The following is a 23,919-nucleotide window of genomic DNA, read 5'->3' on the forward strand; positions in this document are numbered from 1 at the left end:
AAGCGCCATCGGGCAATGTGAGGCTATTTAAATCCGGCGACCGGATGCGGCTTATACGGTGTTTCCAGTTCGGCGATATGCTCGGGTTTCAGCGTGAGATCCACGGCGTTCAACAACTCATCGAGCTGTTCTTCCCGCGATGAGCCAATAATCGGCGCGGCAATGCCGGGTTTGCTTAACAGCCACGCCAGCGCTACCTGGGCACGCGTTGCGCCAAGCTCTTCGCTCACACCAGCCAGCCGTGCGGCAATCTGCGCATCGTTTTCATCGCTTTCGCTATACAGCTTTTTACCCACTTCATCAGAGACCAGACGTGCCGTGGTTTCTCCCCAGGGACGCGTCAGACGCCCGCGGGCCAGCGGACTCCAGGGGATCACCGCCACGCCTTCCTGATAACACAGCGGCAGCATTTCGCGCTCTTCCTCACGGTAGATGAGGTTGTAGTGGTCTTGCATACTGACAAACTGCGCCCAGCCGTGCTGTTTTTGCAGTGCCAGCGCCTGGGCAAACTGCGAGGCGTGCATTGATGAGGCACCGATATAACGCGCCTTACCGGCTTTGACCACATCGTTTAACGCTTCCAGCGTCTCTTCAATCGGTGTGTTGTAATCCCAGCGGTGAATTTGCAGGATATCGACGTAGTCCATCCCCAGCCGTCTCAGACTGTCATCAATAGAGCGCAGAATTTGCGCGCGGGATAATCCTTCCGGCAGGTCATCCACCCGATTAAACACTTTAGTGGCAACCACCACCTCATCACGACGGGCGAAATCACGCAGTGCGCGACCAACGATCTCTTCACTGCTGCCGGCTGAATAGTTGTTAGAGGTATCGAAAAAGTTGATGCCGCCCTCAAGGGCGCGCTGAATGATAGGGCGACTGCTCTCTTCGGGAAGCGTCCAGGCATGGTTGCCGCGATTCGGCTCGCCGAACGTCATGCAGCCCAGACAAAGGCGGGAAACCCGGAGGTCCGTTTTTCCTAAGATGTTGTATTGCATTATTTCGCTCCTGTTATGCTCGTTATTCAGTAAGCATAGCAGGAGCGAAGAAGGGATTATGCCAACCAGGCCTTGATTTTGGCCTCAATGCCTGCGGCATCCAGACCCAGCCCGGCGCGGGCTTCATCCTGGGTTCCTTGCGGAATGAAGAAGTCCGGCAGGCCGATATTCAGGACCGGAACCGGTTTGCGATGCGCCATCAGCACTTCGTTCACGCCGCTACCGGCACCGCCCATAATGGCGTTTTCTTCCAGCGTCACCAGCACCTCATGACGAGCCGCCATTTCAAGGATCAGAGCCTCATCCAGCGGTTTCACAAAGCGCATGTCGACGAGTGTGGCGTTGAGGGATTCCGCCACTTTCGCCGCCTCGGGCATCAGCGTTCCGAAGTTCAGGATCGCCACCTTCTCGCCATGACGCTTCACCAGCCCTTTCCCGATCGGCAGTTTTTCCAGCGGCGTCAGTTCCACGCCGACGGCATTGCCGCGAGGATAGCGTACCGCCGTTGGGCCATCGCTGTAGTGATAACCGGTAAACAGCATCTGGCGGCATTCATTCTCATCGCTCGGGGTCATGATGATCATATCCGGGATACAGCGCAAATAGGAGAGATCGAACGCCCCCTGGTGCGTTTGTCCGTCAGCCCCGACGATCCCCGCACGGTCAATCGCAAACATCACCGGTAGCTTTTGAATCGCCACGTCATGAATCACCTGATCGTACGCGCGTTGCAGGAACGTTGAGTAGATAGCGACAATCGGCTTGTAACCGCCAATAGCCAGCCCGGCGGCAAAGGTCACCGCGTGCTGCTCGGCAATCGCCACGTCAAAGTAGCGGTCCGGGAATTTACGCGAGAACTCGACCATGCCGGATCCTTCGCGCATGGCCGGGGTGATCGCCATCAGTTTGCTGTCTTTGGCCGCTGTTTCGCACAGCCAGTCACCGAAGATTTTCGAATAGCTCGGCAGGCCGCCGCTACTTTTCGGCAGACAACCGCTGGACGGATCGAATTTCGGTACGGCGTGGAAAGTAATCGGGTCTTTTTCCGCTGGCTCATAACCCCGACCTTTCTTGGTCATGATATGCAGGAACTGCGGGCCTTTCAGGTCGCGCATGTTTTTCAGCGTGGTGATAAGTCCCAGTACATCGTGACCGTCGACCGGGCCGATATAGTTAAAGCCCAGCTCTTCAAACAGCGTGCCGGGCACGACCATGCCTTTAATATGTTCTTCGGTGCGTTTGAGCAGTTCTTTAATCGGCGGTACGCCAGAGAATACTTTTTTTCCGCCTTCGCGCAGGGAAGAGTAAAGCTTGCCAGAGAGCAACTGCGCGAGGTGATTGTTCAGCGCGCCGACGTTCTCAGAAATCGACATTTCGTTGTCGTTGAGGATAACGAGCATATCCGGCTTGATATCGCCCGCATGGTTCATCGCTTCGAACGCCATCCCGGCGGTAATCGCTCCGTCGCCAATCACGCAGACGGTACGGCGATCTTTACCCTCTTTTTGCGCAGCAACCGCCACGCCGATACCCGCGCTGATCGAGGTAGACGAGTGGCCCACGCTCAGGACGTCGTATTCGCTTTCACCGCGCCATGGGAACGGATGCAGGCCGCCTTTCTGACGGATAGTGCCAATTTTATCGCGACGACCGGTCAGAATTTTGTGTGGATAAGCCTGGTGGCCCACGTCCCAAATCAACTGGTCAAACGGGGTGTTATAGACATAGTGCAGCGCCACGGTCAGTTCTACCGTGCCCAGCCCGGAGGCGAAGTGTCCGCTGGAACGACTGACGCTGTCGAGTAAATAGCGGCGCAGTTCGTCGCAGAGTTTCGGCAGACTCTCTTTTGGTAGCAGTCGCAACTCCTGGGTGGCATCGACCAGTGCCAGGGTAGGGTATTTGGCGATATCAAAACTCATCAGAGGCCTTTAAGTAAGACAGAGTGTTCATTTATTACGCTGGATTATGTAGTCCGCTAGCGCTTCCAGTGCCGAGGTATCGAGTGACTGTGCGGCCAGCTGTTGTAACGACTGACGGGCCTCTTCGATTAAATCCCGGGCTTTGTTCCGGGCTTGCTCAAGGCCCAGAAGTGCAGGATAGGTACTTTTGCCAAGCTGCTGGTCGGCGCCCTGACGTTTACCCAACGTTGCAGTATCGCCCACCACATCCAGAATGTCATCCTGAACCTGGAATGCCAGACCGATACTTTCTGCGTATTTGTCGAGTATTGGCAGCACTTTTCTGCCATTTTCTCCGGCACTTAATGCACCCAGGCGTACCGCGGCGCGAATCAATGCGCCGGTCTTATGGCGATGGATTTTCTCCAGCGCCTCCAGCGGCACCTGTTTTCCTTCGGCATCAAGATCCAGTGCCTGACCGCCGCACATTCCGGCGATGCCGCTGGCGTTTGCCAGTTCGGAAATCATCGCGATCCGATCGCGATCAGCGACTTCCGGCATCGGCGCGTCGCTGATAATCGAGAATGCCAGCGTTTGCAGGGCATCGCCCGCGAGAATCGCATTGGCCTCGCCAAACTTGATGTGACAGGTCGGCAGGCCGCGCCGCAGATCGTCATCGTCCATCGCGGGCAGATCGTCATGGATCAGCGAGTAGGCGTGAATGCACTCAACGGCGGCTGCCGGGGCATCCAGCGTGTTGAGGCTGATACCAAACATCTTACCGGTCGCATACACCAGAAATGGACGCAGACGTTTACCGCCTAATAATGCGCCATACTGCATGGTTTCGACCACGGGAGTGTTCTGAAAGGGCAGTGGGGCAATAAAACGGCTCAGCGCCTGGTTGGCCTGCTCGACGCAGGCCTGAAGCTGCTGCGAAAAATCCATTTACTCGTTATCCGCTGTAAAAGGCGTAGGAGATGCGTCTTCATTGTCAGACAGCAGGATTTGCACACGCTGTTCAGCCTGTTGCAATTTTACCTGCCCCTGACGTGCCAGTTGCACGCCACGTTCGAATTCGTTCAGCGCCTCTTCCAGCGGCAAGTCGCCACTTTCCAGACGCGTTACAATTTGCTCCAGCTCGTTCAGCGACGTTTCAAAGCTGACCGGCGCCTCATTTTTCTTCGCCATAATAAATGTCTGACTCTCAGTATTTTCAGCCCTGATATGGTAACGGACTCAGAGCAATTATCAAATTTACCCGTCATACTTCAAGCGGCATTTGCGTTGGCTGCAACTCGAATTATTTAGTGTATAACGCGCAATGTGCACAGGTTCGGCGGGATAGTGGTATACTTCCGCGCCTGGATGCAGCCGTGTTAACGGGTTGCTGTACTCTTTCTCCAATACAAGCCTTAGATGGCTTGCTTAAGAACCATTGCCGCCATGAAGTTTATCATTAAATTGTTCCCGGAAATCACCATCAAAAGCCAATCTGTGCGTTTGCGCTTCATAAAAATGCTGACGGGGAACATTCGTAACGTTTTAAAGCACTATGATGAGACCCTCGCCGTTGTCCGTCACTGGGATAACATCGAAGTTCGTGCGAAAGATGAAAATCAGCGTCTGGCGATCCGCGACGCGCTGACCCGTATTCCGGGCATTCACCACATACTCGAAGTTGAAGACGTGCCGTTTACCGACATGCACGATATTTTCGAGAAGGCGCTGGTGCAATACCGCGATCAGCTGGAAGGCAAAACCTTCTGCGTGCGCGTTAAACGTCGCGGTAAACACGAGTTTAGCTCGATTGACGTGGAACGTTACGTAGGCGGCGGTTTAAACCAGCATATTGAATCGGCGCGTGTGAAGCTGACCAACCCGGATGTCACTGTTCATCTGGAAGTGGAAGATGATCGCCTGCTGCTGATTAAAGGCCGCTACGAAGGGATCGGCGGTTTCCCGATCGGGACCCAGGAAGACGTGTTGTCGCTGATCTCCGGCGGTTTCGACTCCGGCGTTTCCAGCTATATGCTGATGCGTCGTGGTTGCCGCGTGCACTACTGTTTCTTTAACCTTGGCGGCGCGGCCCATGAAATCGGCGTTCGTCAGGTGGCGCACTATCTGTGGAACCGCTTCGGCAGTTCGCATCGTGTGCGTTTTGTCGCTATCAACTTTGAACCAGTTGTCGGTGAGATCCTTGAGAAAGTCGATGATGGACAGATGGGCGTGGTGCTGAAACGTATGATGGTTCGCGCCGCGTCGAAAGTGGCGGAGCGCTATGGCGTGCAGGCATTGGTCACCGGCGAAGCGCTGGGCCAGGTTTCCAGTCAGACGTTGACCAACCTGCGTCTGATCGATAACGTCTCTGATACGCTGATTCTGCGTCCGCTCATCTCTTATGATAAAGAGCACATCATCAATCTGGCGCGCCAGATTGGGACTGAAGATTTTGCCCGCACGATGCCGGAATACTGCGGTGTAATTTCAAAAAGCCCAACGGTGAAGGCCATCAAGGCGAAGATTGAAGCGGAAGAAGAGAACTTTGACTTCAGCATCCTCGATAAGGTGGTTGAGGAAGCCAGTAATATCGATATTCGCGACATCGCCCAGCAGACTCAGCAGGACGTGGTGGAAGTTGAAACCGTCAGCGGTTTCGGGCCGAACGACGTGATTCTGGATATCCGCTCCATTGACGAGCAGGACGATAAACCGCTGCAGGTAGAAGGCGTGGATGTGGTTTCACTGCCGTTCTACAAGCTGAGCACTCAATTCGGCGATCTCGACCAGAATAAAACCTGGCTGCTGTGGTGTGAACGCGGCGTGATGAGTCGTCTGCAGGCGCTGTATCTGCGTGAGCAGGGCTTTGAAAATGTGAAGGTTTATCGCCCGTAATCGCAATTTCCCCCGGCCATCTGCGCCGGGGGAATCTTACTCCTGCAGATGAAGCGCTTCGACGCTTCTCACTAACTGTCCGGCAATCTGCGGCATGTCGTCTGTACTAAAGAACCCCATCGTCACGGCAATCGCCACCAGCTCTCCCTTTTTATTGCGTAACGGACAGGCAATCGACTGTGCGCCAGGGATCCCCTGTGTCGGATTGTGACGCACCGCGTAGCCCCGAGAGCGTATCTGCTCGATCAGTTGTGCCTGCGCCTGGCTTTGCGGCTGCCAGGTGGAATAACTCATGAATACCTGGCCCGCTGAACTGGCGTGAAGCGGAACGGGCGTGTTAGGCAGAAAATCGATATCCACATTACGGAAGCTGCGATTGTAATGCCTCAGGACTAATCCGCCGTCCGTCTCAACCACCACACCGGTAGAGTGGTTAAAGGTATCGCGAAACGCGATCAGCGCCGTATTGAGTTCACTCACCGGATCGCGTACCGCCGTTGGATGACCCGCCATCTGAAGAAGGGTCGATCCCAGACAATACAGTCCTTTTTCGTTTTGCCCCAGCATACCGGTTCGACAGAGTGAGACCAGATACTTGTGTAAACGACTCTTGGACAAGTTGCATCCCGTGGCGATATCGATGGCGCGTGTCTGGCCGTTTTGACTGGCAACAAACGCCAGAATGTTGACGGCGATATCAACCGAATTGACCCCTTGCGATGTTTCAGCCATATGCGTTCTCTTTTTTGATTCTCCAGGAGTATACCATCGCGGCTGAAATCAGTACTGCCTTCGCATTTTAAAAAGCTCACTACTCCTAAATGGTTAGATGTTGACCTGTGTCAGGTTAATCACTGGTGAACCTGGGTTAACTAATAATGAACTATTTTAGGGGTAAGAACATGAACGCATTGAGCAATATCCGATTAAAAAGAAGAACCCTGCTAAAAGGGTTCGGTGTAGTGGGGTTATCGTCACTGGTGCCCACATTTCTGACGTTACGTCAGGCTAACGGTTCGCCGTTGCCCCGGGTACGGCTTAAGCAAACGGATTACCAGACGTTTCGCTCGACCTGTGCAATGGAGTGTTTACACTGCAACCTGACGGCGTACGTCTGGAAAGACCGTTTAATGAAAATTGAAGCGACGAAAGGCTTCAATGTGAAGTGCTGTTTACGGGGAATTAGTCGCACCAAATGGGTCTATCATCCGCTACGGTTGACGCAACCGCTGTTGCGAACCGGAGAAAAAGGCGAGGGTAAATTTAAACCCATCACCTGGGACGCAGCCCTGGATCTGATTGAAAAGAATATCCGGGAGACCATTGCCACTGAGGGCAATAAAGGCTTACTGCTCACCGCCGCTTCGGGGAACATGGATTCCATCAAGAACGATATGGCCAAGGCCTTCTTCGATTATCTGGGTGGCAGTACCAAAACCGCCGGCTCGCTCTGCTGCGCAGCGGTGACCGCCGCTATGATGCCGATGGTTGGCCTGCGTTATGCCGATACCCGTGACACCATTGCGGACAGCCGCTACATCCTGTGCTGGGGGAATAACCCGGCGGTCACCATGCACGCCTATTTTAAAAACTACTCGCAGGCGCAGAGAAACGGCGCACGACTGGTGGTGATCGACCCGCGATTTAACGAAACGGCGGCCAAAGCCGACGAGTGGGTACCGATCGTGCCGGGTACCGACATCGCTCTGGCATTAGGGATGATTAACACCATCATGCTGGAGAAACGCTATGACGCGGATTTCCTGCGCGTGCATACCGGCGCGGTTTATCTGGTGGATCCGCAGCAGCAACTGATGCGTGCCGATCCTAAAGATGCGGACAGCTATCTGGTGTTTGATACCCAGAGTCAGACCCTGAAACGCCATGATACCCCTGGCATCGTGCCCGCTTTGCTGAGCGAGGAATTACCTGCCAACAGTGAATTCACTACTGTGCTGGATAACGTCTGGGCGCAGGCAAAACCCTGGACGCCGCAAAAGGTGGAAGAAGAGACTGACGTGCCCGCGCAGACGGTGCTGCGCCTGGCGCGCGATTATGCCGCAACGCAGCCGGCAATGATTGTGCAGAACATGTCGGGGGCACAGAGAACCGAGTTTGGGACTTACGTTGCCGCCAGCCAGTTCTATCTGGCGTTGATCACCGGCAATATCGGCAAAGCCGGGGCGGGGGTCTGCGATGCGGGTGGCGTCAGACAGATGGCAACATTCTCGCCCATCGTTCCTCCGGCGCCAAATGCGGCCAAAATTCCCGCCATTCCTATACCCAAAATCGGTGACTGGGTTGTTAACGAAAAACCGCATGCAATTAAGTTCTGGTGGAATATGACACTGGGTGCGATGACCCAGTTGCCCAATACCAACCAGGTCAGAGAGGCCTTTAAAAAGGTACCGTTTGTGGTGGTAGCCGACAATCTGATGAGCTCGTCTGCGCTATATGCCGATCTGGTGCTTCCCGTCACGACTATTTTTGAAGATGTCAGCCTTATGGCAGGTGTGCGCAGCCACTATGTGCAATTGATGGAGAAGGCAGTGGAGCCACCGGGAGAAGCCAAACCCGACTACTGGATTTTTGCCCGTCTGGCCGAGCGTTTTGGCTTTGGCGAAGTCTTTAATCAGCCCATTGAGCACTACATCGACGCCTGCCTGAAAGGCTCGGGTATTACCCGTGACATGCTGAAAAAGGGGCCAGTTTGCCCTGTCGAGGACGACTGGATCCCATTTAAAGATGGACAGTTTCGGACCACGACAGGTAAAGCGCATCTGTACATCGAGGAATGGGCGAAAAAGGATTTCCTGCCGGTGGTGACCTGGAAGCAGGTGAAAGAGTCGGTCAAAGGATCGCCTGAACTGGCGAAAACCTATCCGTTAATGGCGGTGCAGCGCAAGCTTGCGCGCAGCGTGCATTCCAGTCATGGCATGAACGAATGGATCCTTGAGGTTCAGCGTAACCGCCCGAATGTGATGATCCACCCGGAAGATGCCCGTCAGCGGCAGATTAAGCCCGGAGAGTGGGTCGTGGTGTTCAATCATCGCGGTCAGCATCGGGCGATTGCCGACGTGACCACTCATATCAAACGCGGGGTGGTGAGTCTGGACAACGGCTGGTGGGAACAGCAGGGAGGAAGCAGTAGCCATGTCACGAACGATCAGGTGGAGGTGCTGGGAAATGGACACTGTTGCAACAGTACGTTGGTGGATGTGAGAAGGGAGGCATGATCGTGATGAAACAGTATGGATTTCTTATTGATATGCAAAATTGCTACGGTTGTAAAACCTGTAGCATGGCCTGCAAATCAGAAAACATGACGCCGATGGGCGTGCTCTGGCGTCGGGTTCGTGAACGTCATACGGATGAGCCCAATACGCAAGCCTTCATCAGCATGTCGTGCAACCACTGCGATGACCCGCAGTGCATGAAAGTCTGCCCGGCGGGGACGTACAGTAAACGCGCCGACGGCATTGTCGTGCAGGATCACGATCGCTGCATTGGCTGTCGAATGTGCATCATGGCCTGTCCATGGAGCGCGCCGGTATACGACCCCGCGGAAGGGAAAACCAGTAAGTGCAATCTGTGTGCTGAACGTCTCGATGAAGGATTGCAGCCGCGCTGCGTGGAATCCTGTCCGGCTGGCGTATTACGTTTTGGCGAGATCGCCGAGCTGCGTAAGGAGCATACGACGCAATGGGCGGTGCTGGAAAAACGCTACAACCTGCCCGATCACACGATCAGTCAGCCTAACATTGTCATTATTCCGCCACAGGATTGAGGAAAACGAGATGGAACACTATGAATTACCCTTGGTCTTCTTCACCGTCTTCGCCCAGTGGGGGATTGGCGGCGTACTGGCGTTGACACTGTGTCAGTCTGGCCGTAAGTGGAAGTTCAGTACCGCGCAGTACCGAACGCTGGCGCTGGGATTCTGGATAATCACCGTACTGGGATCTTTTGCCTCGCTGGCGCATCTGGGATCGCCTGAAGGCGCTTACCGCTCCCTTGCCGGGTCAGGGCATTCCTGGCTCAGTCGGGAAGTGATTGCATTTATTGTGCTCAATGGCGTGATGTTTTGTTGGCTACTGTTGTGCTGGTTCAGGCCGGAACAACGCGGCGTGACGTTTCTCGGCGGCGTAACGGCACTGGTGGGATTGGGCACCATTCTGGTGACGTCTCAGGTCTATTACCAGATGCCACTGCACCCGCTCTGGCACAACGTCGCGACGCCTGCCGCGTTCCTGGGTACGGCGCTGCTGACGGGATTTATGAGCGTCGCCATTGCCAGAGCGTACTGGCACCTTTCACCATCAACGGTTTGTAATGCGGGGATCGTGACGGGCATTGTACTGAGTGCAGGCGCACTGGGGCTTCGCTATCAGGTTCCGGGCGCCGATGCATCCAGTCTTCTGCTCTGGTGGCAGCTATTCGCCAGTATTTGTGTTGCGGTGTGGAGCATTTCGCGGCTGAACAATGGGATGCGCAGTTGGGCATGGATGGCATTAATCATCACGGGAGAACTGGCCGGTAGAATGCTGTTTTACAGCAATGTGATGAGCGGCGCGCCCTGGTTTTGAATGATTGGTCGAGGGCCTGATAAGCGCAGCGCCATCAGGCATTAATTTATCGATGTTGCCGGATAAGACGCTAAAGCATCTTATCCGGCCTGGGGACTGGCAGGCGTGGCGTCATCTTACTCGTAGTAATTATAAATGCCTGCCGCCATCACCAGTTGTGACGCCACTTCGTGGGCTTTCTCGCGCCCCACCAGCAGGTCGATAATCTTTAAGCCAAAATCGATAGAGGTGCCCGGCGCCTGGCTGGTCAGTAATTTCACCCGTGGATCCCACACCACGCGTTTATCCTGCCACTGCTCCGCGGGGATTTTATCTTTCAACGCCGGGAAGCCGGTCATATTGCCGATGGGAAAAATGTCATGCGGAACGAGTACGGTAGCGGCGGCTGCGCAAATGGTGGCAACAATCCGTCCGGAACGGTGAAACTGTTTAACGGTTTCAACCAGCAGCGTACTGTCGCGAAAACACTCGGCGCCTTTGATGCCGCCCGGCAGGACGATGATATCGTAATCCCCGTCGGCGACTTCAACCAGCGGCGCATCCGCCAGCAGTTTTACGCCGCGTGAACAGACAATGGTCAGGCTGCCGTCGCTGGCGACGCTCGCGGTGGTAACGTTGATTCCACCACGAACCAGCAGGTCGATAGTGGTAACCGCTTCGGTTTCTTCACTACCAGGGGCGAGGCATACCAGTGCCGATGCGCTCATACTCACTCTCCTTTCGTTTTACTAACTCAAACAGGCGGCTGTTTTCCGGAACGGCAATCCCGTGCGCACGGGCGCGTTTCAACAGATAGCCGGTAATATAGTCTATCTCGGTATGACGCATGGCCCGAATATCCTGTAGCATCGACGAGATATTTTCTGCTGTGCTGTCAACGACTTGCTCGACATAAAAGCGTAAATCGTCGGCTGAAGTGTGATGTCCTTCGCGCTCAATGACCGCCGCAACCTCCTGACAAATCAGGTTGATCTGTTCAGGATGGTTACGCAGTTCACCATTCGGGCAGTTCCACAGTGCGGTCAGCGGATTGATCACGCAGTTCACCGCCAGTTTACGCCACATCTCGGCGCGAATATTGTTATGCCAGGCGACGTCGGGCAGTACGCATTGCAGCATATCGGCAAGATAGCTGAAATCGCCATCCTGCTCGCGCGCCGCTCCAATGCGCGTGGTGCCGTTCGCGACATGGATAATGACATTGCCATCACGTCGCGCGGCATGGGTGGTCGTTCCCATCAGCAACGGCTGGTGGATATTTCGCAGTTCCTCAATCGTTCCCATGCCGTTGTGAATTAACAAAATGGGGGTTGTTGCCGGCAGCATTGACGCCAGCGCTTTAACCGCGTCGGAAACCTGCCAGGCTTTCAGCGTCACCAGTAGCAGATCGCTGGTCGCTAAAAATTCCGGATCGTTAGCCGTCAGGGATTCGTTAAATAGTGACCCATCCGTCTCAATCACATTCACACTACAATAGGGCTGCGCGATACGTAGCCAGCCCTGTACTTCATGTCCCTGTTTGCACAGTGCTGAAAGCCAGAGTTGTCCTAAGGCTCCGCATCCCAGTACGGTAATTTTCATTCTTCCTCCTCACCTGCAACAGCACCAGGTGTTTGCTAACATAGTATAGCGCTGTCTGTTGAGTGACTTTGCAGGTATTATGCTTCGCATCAAAAATGAAGGGAGAGGAAAAGATGCCATCTTTCGATATTGTTTCTGAAGTGGATCTTCAGGAAGCGCGTAACGGCGTAGATAACGCAATCCGTGAAGTTGAATCACGTTTTGATTTTCGTGGCGTTGAAGCAAGCATTGAGCTGAACGATGCCAGTAAAACCATTAAAGTGCTGAGCGAATCTGATTTCCAGGTCAACCAACTGCTGGATATTCTGCGGGCGAAGCTGCTCAAGCGCGGCATTGAAGGGGCATCGCTTGATGTGCCGGAAGAGTTCGTGCACAGCGGGAAAACCTGGTTTGTCGAAGCGAAGCTCAAGCAGGGCATCGAGAGTGCCGTGCAGAAGAAGATCGTCAAGCTGATTAAAGACAGCAAGCTGAAAGTGCAGGCGCAGATTCAGGGCGAAGAGATTCGCGTGACCGGGAAATCCCGCGATGACCTCCAGTCCGTAATGGCGCTGGTGCGCGGTGGCGATTTGGGACAGCCGTTCCAGTTCAAAAATTTCCGCGATTAAGTCGTAATGCCTGATGGCGCTACGCTTATCAGGCCTACAGGTAGCAGACGCTATTGGTAGGCCGGATAAGGTGATAGCCGCCATCCGGCAATCTTCACGTCAGCCTGATGGCCTGCTCAATCTCAAAGCGGTTGGTCACCTTACTGTCGATCTTCACGTAAGCAGAATGTTCCTGCTGTGCAATCAACACTTCACTGACGCCTTCTGTAGCCAGCAAACGCTGCTTCAGCACGTCATCGGCCGCAATCTCCGGTGGAATCACGATGCGCAGGCTGCTGACATACGGCGGCTCTTTCATGGTGCTGGCGACGGCGAGCCAGACAACGGCTAAAAACGCGCCCGCTAGGAAAACGGTCTGACCGTCAAACATCCCGTCAACCCAGCCGCCCAGTGAGCCGCCCAGCGCCACGCCGAGGAACTGGCTGGTGGAATAAACGCCCATCGCTGTCCCTTTGTAACCCGCGGGAGACTCTTTGCTGATGAGCGAAGGGAGGAGGGCTTCCATTAGGTTGAAGGCGAGGAAGAACAGCTGTACGCCGATAATCAATTCCCAGAAATGGCTGCCTGCGCCCCAGAGAACAATTTCAGCGATTACAATCAGCGCCACGCAGAACAGGAACACGCGTTTCATCCGGCGTTTCACCTCAGCGTAGATGATGAACGGGACGACTGAGCCAAACGAAATCAGCATTGTCACCAGATACACTTTCCAGTGTTCGGCGGCCGGTAAACCCGCGTCGGCAAGCTGGCCGGGCAAGGCGACAAACGTGGACATCAGCAGTATGTGCAGACACATAATGCCAAAGTTGAGTTTCAGCAGCTTAGGTTCCGCCAGCACTTTGCTGAAGCTGCCTTTGACCATCCCCGACTCGCGATTCAGAACGTGATTCGCGCTGTCAGGAACGACCCACAGAGTGAGGACGATCCCAAGCGTCGCAAGAATGGCAATCATCCAGAACAGGGCATTAAGCCCCAGCGCATGGGTGATGATTGGCCCAAGCACCATGGCGATCGCGAAGGTGATACCAAAGCTCACGCCGATAAACGCCATCGCTTTTGTGCGGTTTTGCTCACGGGTTAAGTCTGACAGCAACGCCATCACCGCAGCGGCAATCGCGCCCGAACCTTGTAACGCGCGGCCAAGAATAATGCCCCAGATGGAGTCTGACAGCGCGGCAATAATACTGCCGAGGATAAACACCGCCAACCCGCCGACAATCAGCGGCTTGCGACCGATACGGTCGGAAAGCAATCCGAAGGGGATCTGGAAGATAGCCTGCGCCAGCCCATAGATGCCGATGGCGAGTCCAATTAAGGCTTCACTGGCACCCTGTAGCGCCATACCGTATGTGGTCAGAACCGGCAGGACCATAAACATGCCAAGCATGCGCAGCGAAAATACGGTCCCTAAACCCCAGGTGGCGCGCAACTCACCCGGCGTCATTTTATAATCGTTCATTCCCACCTCTGTCTCAATTTCGCGCCTAGTGTAAAGCGCTAAGCAGGCGGGGTAAATATGCCCTTTATTAACAAATGTTGGGGTTGTGAGTGGTGTCGGACAGAGACGAAAATGCCGGATGACGATACTCACGTTTCTTATCCGGCCTACTCGCAATGTGCTTTTTGTAGGCCGGATAAGGCGTCAGCCGCCATCCGGCATAGAAGATGTGAGGATTAACTTACCAGACGTAGGTCAGCAGATTGTGCGAATCCGGCACCATAAAGTCGACGGACATCATCACGGAGAGCGCGGTAATGGCGATGATGGAGAATCCAAACAGCTTACGCGCCCAGACTCTGTCATCTTCCACTTTGTAACCCCGCAGCGCCATGCCTAACCACCAGACGCTCACTGCCGCAGCCACCACCAGATATTTATAACCTGCGTAGCCACCCAGAGAGAGCATCAGCGTCGCGATAGCAAACGCGATGATGTACAGCGTAATGTGGTTCTTGGCGACGGAAATGCCTTTCACCACCGGCAGAACCGGGATGTTAGCCGCCTGATAATCCTTAAAGCGGAAAATCGCGATGGCATACGAATGCGGCATCTGCCAGAGGCTGAAAATCGCCAGCAGAATTAACGCACCGCTGTCGAACTCGCCGGTGACCGCGCAGTAGCCGATCACCGGCGGCGCCGCGCCGGAGAGGGAGCCGATCAGCGTTCCGTAGACCGAGTGGCGCTTCATATACAGGCTATAAACGCCCACATAGACCACAAAGCCCATCACCCCCAGCCAGCAGGCCAGAGGATTTGCGCCAAACCACAGCAGCATGAAGCCAGCAATACCCAGCAGGGTGGCGTACACCAGCGAGACTTTAGGAGAAATCAGGCCTTTTACCAGCACCCGATTCTTGGTCCTTTCCATCTTTCTGTCGATATCCCTGTCGATGTAGTTGTTAAATACACAACCCGACGCCACAACCAGTGACACTCCGACCAACGTGTAGATGAACAGGGGATAGTCAATGCTGCCCTTAGAGGCCAGCAGGAACCCCCCGATCACCGAGATCAGGTTGCCAAAGATGATGCCTGGTTTCGTTACTTGCAGGTATTGCTTAAACATCATAACCGCCGCTCTTAGTGCATCATCATATTGTAGTTGAGGTTCCACATGATCCAGATGGAACCGACAACCAGGATGGCGATGATCAGCACGGTAAAGACAAAAGCCGTCATGTTCCAGCCTTCATCAGATTTGGTGTTCATGTGCAGGAAACACACCAGATGCACCAGAATCTGCACCACTGCCATTGCCAGGATAGTCCCCAGAATTACGGCCGGAGAAGCAGCGCCCGTCATTACCATCCAGAACGGAATGACTGTCAGAATTACCGACAGGATAAAACCTGTCATGTAAGTTTTTACGCTGCCATGGGACGCGCCGCTGTTCACGTTAGAATGACTCATTACATCGCCCCCATCAGATAAACAACAGTGAACACACAGATCCACACCACATCCAGGAAGTGCCAGAACAGGCTCAGGCACATGATGCGGGTACGGTTGGTGCTGGTCAGGCCGCGACGGGCGATTTGCACCATCAGTACGGCCATCCAGATAAGACCGGAGGTGACGTGCAGACCGTGCGTACCTACCAGCGCGAAGAACGCAGACAGGAAGCCGCTGCGATCCGGGCCCATACCGTTAACAATCAGGTGATGGAATTCATAGATTTCCATCCCGATGAAGCCGGCACCAAACAAGAAGGTCAACGCCAGCCAGGAAACCACCTGGCTCTTGTTGTTCTTGTGCATGGCGATCGCCGCCATGCCGTAGGTGATGGAGCTGAACAACAGCAGGAATGTTTCAACCAGAACGAACGGCAGTTCGAAAATGTCCTTACCTGTCGGGCCACCTGCGGTGCCGTTCACCAGAACGGCATAGGTGGCAAACAGAATAGAGAACAGAATGCAGTCGCTCATCAGGTAGATCCAAAATCCGAAGATTTTGTTCTGGCCTGCATCGTGGTGCCCGTGTTCGTGCGCGTGGGCAGTCGCGTGCGCTAAAGTATCAGTTGCCATTTTTCAGCCCTGCCTTAGTAATCTCATCGAAATGCTGGTTTTCCAGTTTTTCGACTTCCGGGACCGGCACGTAGTAATCAACATCTTCATCAAAGCTTTTCACAATCCAGCTGATGATCATGCCTGCGAAGCTTGCAATAGCCAGCCACCAGATATGCCAGATCATGGCGAAACCAAACAGCGTAGCGAAGGCGGTAATGACGATACCGGCACCGCTATTCTTCGGCATATGGATCTCTTCATAATGCGCTGGCTGTTTGTACGCTTCGCCTTTTTCTTTCATTTCCCAGAAGGCGTCACGCTCATGAACGTGTGGCACAACGGCAAAGTTATAGAACGGAGGCGGGGAAGACGTTGCCCATTCCAGCGTACGGCCACCCCATGGGTCACCGGTCAGATCACGGTTCTGTTCGCGGTCGCGAATAGAGACATACATCTGAATGAACTGGCACAGGATACCCAGCGCAATCAGCGCGGCGCCACAGGCAGCTACAACCAGCATCGGATGGAACTGAGGGTCAATCTGCTGGCTGAGACGACGAGTCATCCCCATAAAGCCCAGCACATACAGCGGCATGAAGGCAACGAAGAAGCCGATGATCCAGAACCAGAATGCGCGTTTACCCCAGGTTTCGTTCAGCGTGAAGCCAAACGCTTTTGGCCACCAGTAGGTCATACCCGCGAAGCAACCAAATACGACGCCGCCGATAATAACGTTATGGAAATGCGCAATCAGGAACAGACTGTTGTGCAGGACAAAGTCCGCGCCCGGGACCGCCAGCAGTACGCCGGTCATCCCGCCGACTGAGAAGGTCACGATAAAGCCAATCGTCCACAGCATTGCTGAGTGGAATACGATACGACCCTGATACATGGTGAACAGCCAGTTGAAGATCTTCACCCCGGTCGGGATGGCGATAATCATGGTGGTAATACCGAAGAAGGCGTTAACGTTCGCACCGGCACCCATAGTGAAGAAGTGGTGCAGCCAGACGATGAACGACAATACGGTAATACACACGGTTGCCCACACCAGCGAGGTGTAACCAAACAGACGTTTACGTGAGAAGGTCGCGGCGATTTCCGAGAACACCCCGAATACCGGCAGAATCAGAATGTACACTTCCGGATGGCCCCAGGCCCAAATCAGGTTGATGTACATCATCATGTTGCCGCCCATATCGTTGGTAAAGAAATGGGTGCCCAGATAGCGATCCAGGGTAAGCAACGCGACGGTAACCGTCAGAATCGGGAAGGAGGCGATAATCAGGATGTTCGCGCACAGCGATGCCCAGGTAAAGACCGGCATCTTGAACATGGTCATGCCTGGCGCGCGCATCTTAATGATAGTCACAAAGAAGTTGATACCGGTCAGGGTTGTACCAATACCGGACAACTGGACTGCCCATATCCAATAGTCGACCCCGACGCTTGGACTGTACTCTATTCCCGAGAGCGGCGGGTACGCCAGCCAACCGGTCTGCGCGAATTCGCCAACACCCAGAGACAGGTTAACCAGGATAACGCCGACAACGGTGAACCAGAAGCTCAGGTTGTTCAGGAACGGGAACGCAACGTCACGCGCACCGATCTGCAGTGGAACCACCAGGTTCATCAGACCGATAACAAATGGCATTGCCACGAAGAAGATCATGATCACGCCGTGAGCCGTGAATATCTGATCGTAGTGGTGAGGCGGCAGGAAGCCCGCTTCACCTGCAGAGGCCAGCGCTTGCTGACTACGCATCATGATGGCGTCAGCAAAGCCACGAACCAACATGACGATGGCGACGATGACATACATGATGCCAAGGCGTTTGTGGTCAACCGAAGTTAGCCACTCTTTCCACAGGTAGCTCCACTTACCAAAGTAAGTAATCAGGCCAAGTAAAGCCGCACCACCGATGATAATAGCAGCGATCGTAACCATGACGATGGGTTCATGGAACGGAACTGCATCCAGTGTCAATTTTCCGAACATCGTATTCTTCCTCAGCCCCTTGAGTTGGCGGCTTCCGCGTGGCTCATGTCCATGCCTTCCATCCCTTCGTGCGAGCTGTGCTCACCTTCTGGTTGGGTCATGTCCATGCTCTGACCGTGAGCCATGAATTTGTTAATCACGTCTTTAAACAAATCGGGTTTCACGTTGGAGAAATATTCCACCTGGTTGTATTCGCTTGGCACAGCCACTTTTTCGAACGCCGTCATGTCGCTCATGGTGTTCGGTGACTGTTTCGCTTTAGCAACCCATTGGTCGAATGCGGCGCGGTCCTCGGTTGCGATAGCCTTGAACTTCATACCGGAGAAGCCAGGTCCGCTATAGCTTGCGGAGATACCGTCATAGGTACCGGCTTCATTGGCGATCAGATGCAGGCGAGTCTGCATACCGGCCATAGCATAAATCTGGCTGCCCAGACGTGGGATGAAGAAGGAGTTCATCACGGAGTTAGAGGTCACTTTGAAGTACACCGGAGTGTTCGCCGGGAAGGCGATTTCATTCACGGTAGCAATGCCCTGTTCCGGATAGATGAAGAACCATTTCCAGTCCATGGAAACCACTTCGATGGTAATGGGCTTTTCGTCATGTGCCAGCGGCTTGCTTGGCTCAAGAGCGTGAGTGGTTTTCCAGGTGAGTACGGCAAGGAAAATGATGATTAAGATAGGGACCGTCCAGACCACCGCTTCCACTTTATTGGAGTGTGACCAGTTCGGACTATACTTCGCATCTTTATTGCTAGCACGGTACTTCCAGGCAAAACCTACAGCCATCAAGATTGCAGGAATAACGACGATCAACATCAGGCCAAATGCCGTCAGTATCAGCGAACGTTGTTCCAGTCCAATCTGTCCTTTGGGATCTAACAGCGCAGAATTACAGCCACTGAGTAATGCAGTGCCTGCAATTAATGACAACCATCCCAAACTTTTATTGTATTTCCTGAGTCTCATTTAACGACCTCAATTCCACGGGACCGGGTGGCGTTTAAAGTGTGTGGGCATTTTACGGGAAGGTTACATTACTGTAAACATCATTGGATCTGTGTTACCGGGTTCTGCCGCCCGTGTCACATATGTTGCAAGATATGTCGTCTCAGCATTAAGAACCTGTTGCAACATCACGTTATAACGAAAGGGGACTTCAGGCAGGTGACGGGAGGGCAATTGGTATAACCAATGCAAAAATAAAACAATTGGTTAACAAGTGATTATCAATAAAGAGACAAATAAAATACAAAAAATAAATGTGTTCAGGCTGAATCGAGTAAGGAAAATAAAACCTATAAAAGGCGTCAATAATTTCCAGATTTTATTGCGCACAAAACAACAAATATTATTTTTTCCAGTTGTTGCTTATTTAGCCGATATAATTACGCAGGGTGATTACAACGGCTAAATAAAGGGGCGCTTACACCAGGCGAGTTTTGCGCAGCGCCAGATAGTCGAGCAATCCGCCAAACACGATGCCGAAAATGGCGATAGTCACCGCGACTTCCAGCAGTCCGGCGAGGAAGGAGAAATTAGTGAAATCCAGCGCGTTCATCGACAGCAACAGCAGCCAGACGGCAAGCAACGCGCATCCCGCCATCAAAATCCATAACGCCAGACTGTAGGCGGAACGGAATTCTGTTCGCGGCAGGAAACTTTCGCTCTGTCGCGTGTACTCCAGCGTTTGCCGGCACAACAACAGCAGTAGCAGACCTGGAACGGCAGCGACAACAGAGAAAAGATAAAACGTCGACCAGCCGTGTGCTTCGACAAACCAACCGGCAACCGGGCCAACATAGACGCGCCCGACGGCAGAAAGTGCCGACAGCAGGGCAAACTGGGTGGCGGAAAACGACTTATTACACAGCGTCATCAGCAGCGCGACAAATGCTGATGTGCCCATTCCCCCACACAGATTTTCGAAAAATACCGCAGCAGCCATGCTGAACATGTGCTTGTCCGTCACCGACAAAAGCCAGTATCCGGCGTTAGAGACGCCCTGCAGAATGCCGAAAATCAACAACGCGCGGAACAGCGTCAGCCGCTGCATTAAAAGCCCGCCGTACAGCGCGCCAATAATCGTCGCGATCAGCCCCAGCGTTTTATTGACGACGCCCACTTCACCGGCGTCGAAACCCACACCACGAATTAAAAAGGTAGTGGTCAGGCTCATGGCGAAGGCATCACCCAGCTTATAAAGGATGATGAGCAGTAAAATCAGCCAGGCATTGTTGCGACCGAAGAAATCGCGCAATGGTGCGGCCACTGCCTGCTCCAGCGTTTTCGGCACAGGAATGCTGTCGGTCGGTTCGGGGGCGAGCAGGGTGGAAATGATGCAAGGGATCAGTAACGCTGCCATCAGCCAGTACATGCCCTGCCAGCCGAGCCAGCGATCGGCCATCCACAAAGCCAGTCCGCCCGACACCAGCATCCCGAGACGGTAGCCGAGTACGCTAATCGCCGCGCCGGTTCCACGTTCTTCCGCGGTTAAGACGTCCGTTTTCCAGGCATCAAACACGATATCCTGCGAGGCCGAGCAAAAAGCAATCACCACCGCCAGTGCTGCCATCCAGCGTAGTTGCGTTCCAGGTTCCAGAAAACCCATCGCTGCGATGGATAACAGCAACAGACATTGCGTAGTCAACAGCCAGCCACGGCGACGTCCTAAAAAGGGCGGCGTGTAGCGGTCCATGACCGGAGACCAGAGAAACTTAAAGACGTACGCCTGACCGACCAGCGAAAAGAAACCAATGGTTTTCAGATTGATATTCTCGACGGTCATCCACGCCTGAAGCGTACCAGAGGTCAACGCGAGCGGCAGGCCGGAGGCAAAACCCAACATCAGCAATATAGCTGATTTTGGTTGCTGAAATATGCGTAAGTATTGGTTGGGCATGGGCTTATAAAGCTGACCCGGCGCGGTGCCGGGTCAGGGAGCAGAGATTAACGGGCGTTTTGCTTGATGAAGTCGTGGACGCTGGTGTCCTGAGACATATCAGTAATCGTATCGGTCAGGACGCTGTTAACCGCGTTGGCGATATTCTTATTGGTCGCCTGGAATGCGCCTTCTACTGAGTAGCTGGCACGGTAGTTTTTGGTCATCTTGTTGCCATTGGCTGCCGTCGCGATGATAGCGATATCGGCTTTGGTGGCGATGTTATAGCGAACGTTGCCCTGAGACACATCCGCGTACAGCTGGTTAACAATGATCTGCAGGTTCACCGCACCGTTCGGGCCAACCATATAACCGCGTGCGGTCATCTGTTTTTCCAGTACTTCTTGTAACAGGAAGCGCAGATCGCGGGAGGCCGTCAACGTGACCAGTTGATTGTCGCGGGTCACTTTCGCCAGCGCCTGGTCCGGACGCTGATCGGCGCCATTGATGCTAACGGTCACGCCCATCAGGCTGGGATCTTGCTGCGGGAGCGTGATTTTAGGCGAAACGTCAATCGTGGTTGGCGGCGTCGCGCAGCCTGCCAGCATGAAAAGCGCGATTAACGGGAAGAGGATTTTTTTTAACATGTTCGTGCTCTCAGTAACTCTTAATCATATGGATAGAGAATAATTCCCGCCATCATAACATCGCCAACGGCGAGGGGAAGTGGGTAACGCATGTAAATTCATTATGTTGTCCTGATAATGACGTTATAGAGACCAAATTTGGTCTTTATGCCATCCTCCAACGGGTTGAATCAGTAAACTTCATCGCGTTGACGGCGAAAATCAGACGAAGGCTAAATTTTTGTTGTAATAGTGTAATGGAACGGGTAAAAGCGGCTAATATTTAAAGGGATGGGTGACATCTCAGCGCCGTTTGAGGAGATATATCATGATGATACGTGAGCAAATAGAAGAAAAATTAAGGGCAGCGTTCCAACCCGTGTTCCTCGAGGTCGTGGATGAAAGCTATCGTCATAATGTCCCGGCTGGTTCAGAAAGCCACTTTAAAGTCGTTCTGGTTAGCGATCGCTTTACCGGCGAGCGTTTTTTGAATCGTCATCGGATGATCTACGGTACATTAACCGCAGAACTATCCACAACGGTCCACGCGCTGGCTCTGCATACTTATACCATCAAAGAGTGGGAAGGGTTGCAGGATACGATCTTTGCGTCACCGCCATGTCGTGGTGCGGGAAGCATCGCGTAAAAACACATTTGCAACCGCTGGCGCTTTTCCAGTATGTTGCTAAAGATTATGTGAAAACGGCCTGCGGGCCGTTTTGTTTTGTCTGAATTTTGCACGGGTCAAACCCTTTTCAGGGCAAAAATAGCCGGGAATTGTGAAAAATGCCGCAGCAACGCGCAATAACCGTTCTCGACTCATAAAAGTGATGCCGCTATAATGCCGCGTCTTATTTGAATGTCTTCGGGATGATTCTGACGACAGGGAATGTGATTGATTAAGAGAACATCCCGGTTCCGCGAAGCTAATAATCTGTGCTTGCGGAGTAGAGTTGACCGAGCACTGTGATTTTTTGAGGTAACAAGATGCAAGTTTCAGTTGAAACCACTCAAGGCCTTGGCCGCCGTGTAACGATTACTATCGCTGCTGACAGCATCGAGACCGCTGTTAAAAGCGAGCTGGTCAACGTAGCGAAGAAAGTACGTATTGACGGCTTCCGTAAAGGCAAAGTACCGATGAATGTTGTTGCTCAGCGTTATGGCGCGTCTGTTCGCCAGGACGTTCTGGGTGACCTGATGAGCCGCAACTTCGTTGATGCCATCATCAAAGAAAAAATCAATCCGGCTGGCGCACCGAACTACGTTCCGGGCGAATACAAACTGGGTGAAGATTTCACCTACGCGGTAGAATTCGAAGTCTATCCGGAAGTTGAACTGACCGGCCTGGAAGCAATCGAAGTTGAAAAACCGGTTGTTGAAGTTACCGACGCGGATGTAGACGTGATGCTGGACACCCTGCGTAAACAGCAGGCGACCTGGAAAGATAAAGACGGCGCTGCGGATGCAGAAGACCGCGTTACCCTCGACTTCACCGGTTCTGTAGACGGCGAAGAGTTCGAAGGCGGTAAAGCGTCTGATTTCGTACTGGCGATGGGTCAGGGTCGTATGATCCCAGGCTTTGAAGACGGTATCAAAGGTCACAAAGCAGGCGAAGAGTTCACTATCGACGTGACTTTCCCGGAAGATTACCACGCTGAAAACCTGAAAGGTAAAGCGGCGAAATTCGCCATCAACCTGAAGAAAGTTGAAGAGCGTGAGCTGCCGGAACTGACTGAAGAATTCATTAAACGTTTCGGCGTTGAAGATGGTTCCGTTGCTGGTCTGCGTACTGAAGTCCGTAAAAACATGGAGCGCGAGCTGAAAGGCGCGGTGCGTAACCGTGTTAAATCTCAGGCAATCGATGGTCTGGTGAAAGCGAACGACATCGACGTTCCTGCCGCACTGATTGACAGCGAAATCGACGTTCTGCGTCGTCAGGCTGCTCAGCGTTTCGGTGGCAACGAGAAACAAGCGCTGGAACTGCCGCGTGAACTGTTCGAAGAACAGGCTAAGCGCCGCGTAGTGGTCGGTTTGCTGCTGGGCGAAGTGATTCGCACCAACGAACTGAAAGCGGATGAAGATCGCGTGAAGGGCCTGATCGAAGAGATGGCTTCTGCTTACGAAGATCCGAAAGAAGTGATCGAGTTCTACAGCAAAAATAAAGAGCTGATGGACAACATGCGTAACGTCGCTCTGGAAGAACAGGCGGTTGAAGCGGTTCTGGCGAAAGCCAAAGTGACTGAAAAAGCCACGACCTTCAATGAGCTGATGAACCAGCAGGCGTAATTGCGCTTAATCGCGCGAATTTCGCACAGAGGCCCGTCACCGTCAGGTGGTGGGTCTT

22 protein-coding genes are annotated in these 23,919 nt (G+C 53.5%); 7 read left to right on the forward strand and 15 right to left on the reverse strand.

Annotated features, from left to right (window positions below; translation table 11 throughout):
- Nucleotides 1-23: 23 nt before the first annotated feature.
- Genes yajO through xseB form a run of 4 tightly spaced genes read right to left on the reverse strand, consistent with a single transcriptional unit; the run spans nucleotide 24 to nucleotide 4,087 of the window.
- Nucleotides 24-998 carry a 1-deoxyxylulose-5-phosphate synthase YajO gene (gene yajO, locus QNN88_RS11555; protein ID WP_414240351.1) on the reverse strand — a complete coding sequence of 325 codons (975 nt, stop codon included), beginning with the start codon at nucleotides 996-998 and terminating at the stop codon, nucleotides 24-26.
- Nucleotides 999-1,054: 56 nt separating this feature from the next.
- Entirely contained in the window at nucleotides 1,055-2,917 is a 1,863-nt protein-coding gene (gene dxs / locus QNN88_RS11560; RefSeq protein WP_414240352.1) for a 1-deoxy-D-xylulose-5-phosphate synthase, read from the reverse strand.
- Between the two features lie 27 nt (nucleotides 2,918-2,944).
- Nucleotides 2,945-3,844, reverse strand: a complete 900-nt coding sequence (gene ispA / locus QNN88_RS11565; protein WP_414240353.1) for a (2E,6E)-farnesyl diphosphate synthase — start codon at nucleotides 3,842-3,844, stop codon at nucleotides 2,945-2,947.
- Entirely contained in the window at nucleotides 3,845-4,087 is a 243-nt protein-coding gene (gene xseB, locus QNN88_RS11570; protein WP_042324547.1) for an exodeoxyribonuclease VII small subunit, read from the reverse strand.
- Between the two features lie 255 nt (nucleotides 4,088-4,342).
- On the opposite strand from xseB, the gene thiI reads away from it, so the two are divergent.
- Nucleotides 4,343-5,791 carry a tRNA uracil 4-sulfurtransferase ThiI gene (thiI, locus tag QNN88_RS11575; RefSeq protein ID WP_414240354.1) on the forward strand — a complete coding sequence of 483 codons (1,449 nt, stop codon included), beginning with the start codon at nucleotides 4,343-4,345 and terminating at the stop codon, nucleotides 5,789-5,791.
- Between the two features lie 36 nt (nucleotides 5,792-5,827).
- On the opposite strand, the gene QNN88_RS11580 is transcribed toward thiI, so the two are convergent.
- Nucleotides 5,828-6,523: an IclR family transcriptional regulator gene (locus tag QNN88_RS11580; RefSeq protein ID WP_414240355.1), complete on the reverse strand. Its 696-nt coding sequence runs from the start codon at nucleotides 6,521-6,523 to the stop codon at nucleotides 5,828-5,830.
- 170 nt (nucleotides 6,524-6,693) lie between these two features.
- Here QNN88_RS11580 and QNN88_RS11585 point away from each other — a divergent pair, with 170 nt between their 5' ends.
- Genes QNN88_RS11585 through QNN88_RS11595 form a run of 3 tightly spaced genes read left to right on the forward strand, consistent with a single transcriptional unit; the run spans nucleotide 6,694 to nucleotide 10,377 of the window.
- Nucleotides 6,694-9,027, forward strand: coding sequence for a molybdopterin-containing oxidoreductase family protein (locus QNN88_RS11585; protein WP_414240356.1), 2,334 nt, complete (start codon nucleotides 6,694-6,696; stop codon nucleotides 9,025-9,027).
- A 2-nt stretch (nucleotides 9,028-9,029) separates the two neighbouring features.
- A complete protein-coding gene (locus QNN88_RS11590) occupies nucleotides 9,030-9,578 on the forward strand; it encodes a 4Fe-4S dicluster domain-containing protein (protein ID WP_414240549.1) in 549 nt (182 codons plus the stop codon).
- A 10-nt stretch (nucleotides 9,579-9,588) separates the two neighbouring features.
- Nucleotides 9,589-10,377, forward strand: a complete 789-nt coding sequence (locus QNN88_RS11595) for a dimethyl sulfoxide reductase anchor subunit family protein (RefSeq protein WP_414240357.1) — start codon at nucleotides 9,589-9,591, stop codon at nucleotides 10,375-10,377.
- A gap of 116 nt (nucleotides 10,378-10,493) precedes the next feature.
- Here QNN88_RS11595 and yajL read toward each other — a convergent pair whose 3' ends face one another.
- Both yajL and panE read right to left on the reverse strand, forming a co-directional pair.
- Nucleotides 10,494-11,084, reverse strand: coding sequence for a protein deglycase YajL (yajL, locus tag QNN88_RS11600; protein WP_414240358.1), 591 nt, complete (start codon nucleotides 11,082-11,084; stop codon nucleotides 10,494-10,496).
- Nucleotides 11,047-11,958 (reverse strand): 2-dehydropantoate 2-reductase, encoded by a 912-nt coding sequence (gene panE / locus QNN88_RS11605; protein ID WP_414240359.1) that lies wholly within the window; start codon nucleotides 11,956-11,958, stop codon nucleotides 11,047-11,049. The genes yajL and panE overlap by 38 nt, the downstream gene beginning before the upstream one ends.
- 113 nt (nucleotides 11,959-12,071) lie before the next feature.
- Between panE and QNN88_RS11610 the strand changes: the two genes are divergently transcribed.
- Nucleotides 12,072-12,563, forward strand: coding sequence for a YajQ family cyclic di-GMP-binding protein (locus tag QNN88_RS11610; protein ID WP_414240360.1), 492 nt, complete (start codon nucleotides 12,072-12,074; stop codon nucleotides 12,561-12,563).
- Between the two features lie 94 nt (nucleotides 12,564-12,657).
- On the opposite strand, the gene QNN88_RS11615 is transcribed toward QNN88_RS11610, so the two are convergent.
- The 8 genes from QNN88_RS11615 to QNN88_RS11650 form a co-directional block, all read right to left on the reverse strand.
- Entirely contained in the window at nucleotides 12,658-14,022 is a 1,365-nt protein-coding gene (locus QNN88_RS11615) for an MFS transporter (protein WP_414240361.1), read from the reverse strand.
- Between the two features lie 220 nt (nucleotides 14,023-14,242).
- Nucleotides 14,243-15,133, reverse strand: a complete 891-nt coding sequence (gene cyoE, locus QNN88_RS11620) for a heme o synthase (protein WP_414240362.1) — start codon at nucleotides 15,131-15,133, stop codon at nucleotides 14,243-14,245.
- A gap of 11 nt (nucleotides 15,134-15,144) precedes the next feature.
- Entirely contained in the window at nucleotides 15,145-15,474 is a 330-nt protein-coding gene (locus QNN88_RS11625) for a cytochrome o ubiquinol oxidase subunit IV (protein ID WP_043001584.1), read from the reverse strand.
- Complete coding sequence (locus QNN88_RS11630; RefSeq protein WP_043001583.1) at nucleotides 15,474-16,088, reverse strand: cytochrome o ubiquinol oxidase subunit III; 615 nt, start codon at nucleotides 16,086-16,088, stop codon at nucleotides 15,474-15,476. The genes QNN88_RS11625 and QNN88_RS11630 overlap by 1 nt, the downstream gene beginning before the upstream one ends.
- Nucleotides 16,078-18,069 carry a cytochrome o ubiquinol oxidase subunit I gene (cyoB, locus tag QNN88_RS11635; RefSeq protein ID WP_414240363.1) on the reverse strand — a complete coding sequence of 664 codons (1,992 nt, stop codon included), beginning with the start codon at nucleotides 18,067-18,069 and terminating at the stop codon, nucleotides 16,078-16,080. Before cyoB ends, QNN88_RS11630 begins: the two co-directional genes overlap by 11 nt.
- 11 nt (nucleotides 18,070-18,080) lie before the next feature.
- On the reverse strand, nucleotides 18,081-19,037 hold the full coding sequence (gene cyoA, locus QNN88_RS11640) for a cytochrome o ubiquinol oxidase subunit II (RefSeq protein WP_414240364.1): 957 nt from the start codon (nucleotides 19,035-19,037) through the stop codon (nucleotides 18,081-18,083).
- Nucleotides 19,038-19,494: 457 nt separating this feature from the next.
- Nucleotides 19,495-20,970 (reverse strand): muropeptide MFS transporter AmpG, encoded by a 1,476-nt coding sequence (gene ampG / locus QNN88_RS11645; protein ID WP_414240365.1) that lies wholly within the window; start codon nucleotides 20,968-20,970, stop codon nucleotides 19,495-19,497.
- A 47-nt stretch (nucleotides 20,971-21,017) separates the two neighbouring features.
- Nucleotides 21,018-21,596, reverse strand: a complete 579-nt coding sequence (locus QNN88_RS11650) for a lipoprotein (protein ID WP_414240366.1) — start codon at nucleotides 21,594-21,596, stop codon at nucleotides 21,018-21,020.
- Nucleotides 21,597-21,903: 307 nt separating this feature from the next.
- Between QNN88_RS11650 and bolA the strand changes: the two genes are divergently transcribed.
- Both bolA and tig read left to right on the forward strand, forming a co-directional pair.
- Entirely contained in the window at nucleotides 21,904-22,221 is a 318-nt protein-coding gene (bolA, locus tag QNN88_RS11655) for a transcriptional regulator BolA (protein WP_042324511.1), read from the forward strand.
- Between the two features lie 341 nt (nucleotides 22,222-22,562).
- Nucleotides 22,563-23,861 (forward strand): trigger factor, encoded by a 1,299-nt coding sequence (tig, locus tag QNN88_RS11660; protein WP_414240367.1) that lies wholly within the window; start codon nucleotides 22,563-22,565, stop codon nucleotides 23,859-23,861.
- Nucleotides 23,862-23,919: the final 58 nt, after the last annotated feature.

Source organism: Citrobacter sp. ANG330 (genome assembly GCF_047467925.1).
Lineage (GTDB): Bacteria > Pseudomonadota > Gammaproteobacteria > Enterobacterales > Enterobacteriaceae > Citrobacter_A > Citrobacter_A amalonaticus_G.

Excerpts from the sequence above, each read along its gene's own strand:
- ispA (WP_414240353.1), bottom strand. The coding sequence starts at position 3,844 with ATGGATTTTTCGCAGCAGCTTCAGGCCTGCGTCGAGCAGGCCAACCAG.
- QNN88_RS11615 (WP_414240361.1), bottom strand. The coding sequence starts at position 14,022 with ATGAACGATTATAAAATGACGCCGGGTGAGTTGCGCGCCACCTGGGGT.
- bolA (WP_042324511.1), top strand. The coding sequence starts at position 21,904 with ATGATGATACGTGAGCAAATAGAAGAAAAATTAAGGGCAGCGTTCCAA.
- yajL (WP_414240358.1), bottom strand. The coding sequence starts at position 11,084 with ATGAGCGCATCGGCACTGGTATGCCTCGCCCCTGGTAGTGAAGAAACC.
- dxs (WP_414240352.1), bottom strand. The coding sequence starts at position 2,917 with ATGAGTTTTGATATCGCCAAATACCCTACCCTGGCACTGGTCGATGCC.
- QNN88_RS11650 (WP_414240366.1), bottom strand. The coding sequence starts at position 21,596 with ATGTTAAAAAAAATCCTCTTCCCGTTAATCGCGCTTTTCATGCTGGCA.
- thiI (WP_414240354.1), top strand. The coding sequence starts at position 4,343 with ATGAAGTTTATCATTAAATTGTTCCCGGAAATCACCATCAAAAGCCAA.
- tig (WP_414240367.1), top strand. The coding sequence starts at position 22,563 with ATGCAAGTTTCAGTTGAAACCACTCAAGGCCTTGGCCGCCGTGTAACG.
- cyoB (WP_414240363.1), bottom strand. The coding sequence starts at position 18,069 with ATGTTCGGAAAATTGACACTGGATGCAGTTCCGTTCCATGAACCCATC.
- QNN88_RS11625 (WP_043001584.1), bottom strand. The coding sequence starts at position 15,474 with ATGAGTCATTCTAACGTGAACAGCGGCGCGTCCCATGGCAGCGTAAAA.
- xseB (WP_042324547.1), bottom strand. The coding sequence starts at position 4,087 with ATGGCGAAGAAAAATGAGGCGCCGGTCAGCTTTGAAACGTCGCTGAAC.
- QNN88_RS11585 (WP_414240356.1), top strand. The coding sequence starts at position 6,694 with ATGAACGCATTGAGCAATATCCGATTAAAAAGAAGAACCCTGCTAAAA.
- yajO (WP_414240351.1), bottom strand. The coding sequence starts at position 998 with ATGCAATACAACATCTTAGGAAAAACGGACCTCCGGGTTTCCCGCCTT.
- QNN88_RS11630 (WP_043001583.1), bottom strand. The coding sequence starts at position 16,088 with ATGGCAACTGATACTTTAGCGCACGCGACTGCCCACGCGCACGAACAC.
- cyoE (WP_414240362.1), bottom strand. The coding sequence starts at position 15,133 with ATGATGTTTAAGCAATACCTGCAAGTAACGAAACCAGGCATCATCTTT.
- QNN88_RS11595 (WP_414240357.1), top strand. The coding sequence starts at position 9,589 with ATGGAACACTATGAATTACCCTTGGTCTTCTTCACCGTCTTCGCCCAG.
- QNN88_RS11580 (WP_414240355.1), bottom strand. The coding sequence starts at position 6,523 with ATGGCTGAAACATCGCAAGGGGTCAATTCGGTTGATATCGCCGTCAAC.
- cyoA (WP_414240364.1), bottom strand. The coding sequence starts at position 19,037 with ATGAGACTCAGGAAATACAATAAAAGTTTGGGATGGTTGTCATTAATT.
- QNN88_RS11610 (WP_414240360.1), top strand. The coding sequence starts at position 12,072 with ATGCCATCTTTCGATATTGTTTCTGAAGTGGATCTTCAGGAAGCGCGT.
- ampG (WP_414240365.1), bottom strand. The coding sequence starts at position 20,970 with ATGCCCAACCAATACTTACGCATATTTCAGCAACCAAAATCAGCTATA.
- panE (WP_414240359.1), bottom strand. The coding sequence starts at position 11,958 with ATGAAAATTACCGTACTGGGATGCGGAGCCTTAGGACAACTCTGGCTT.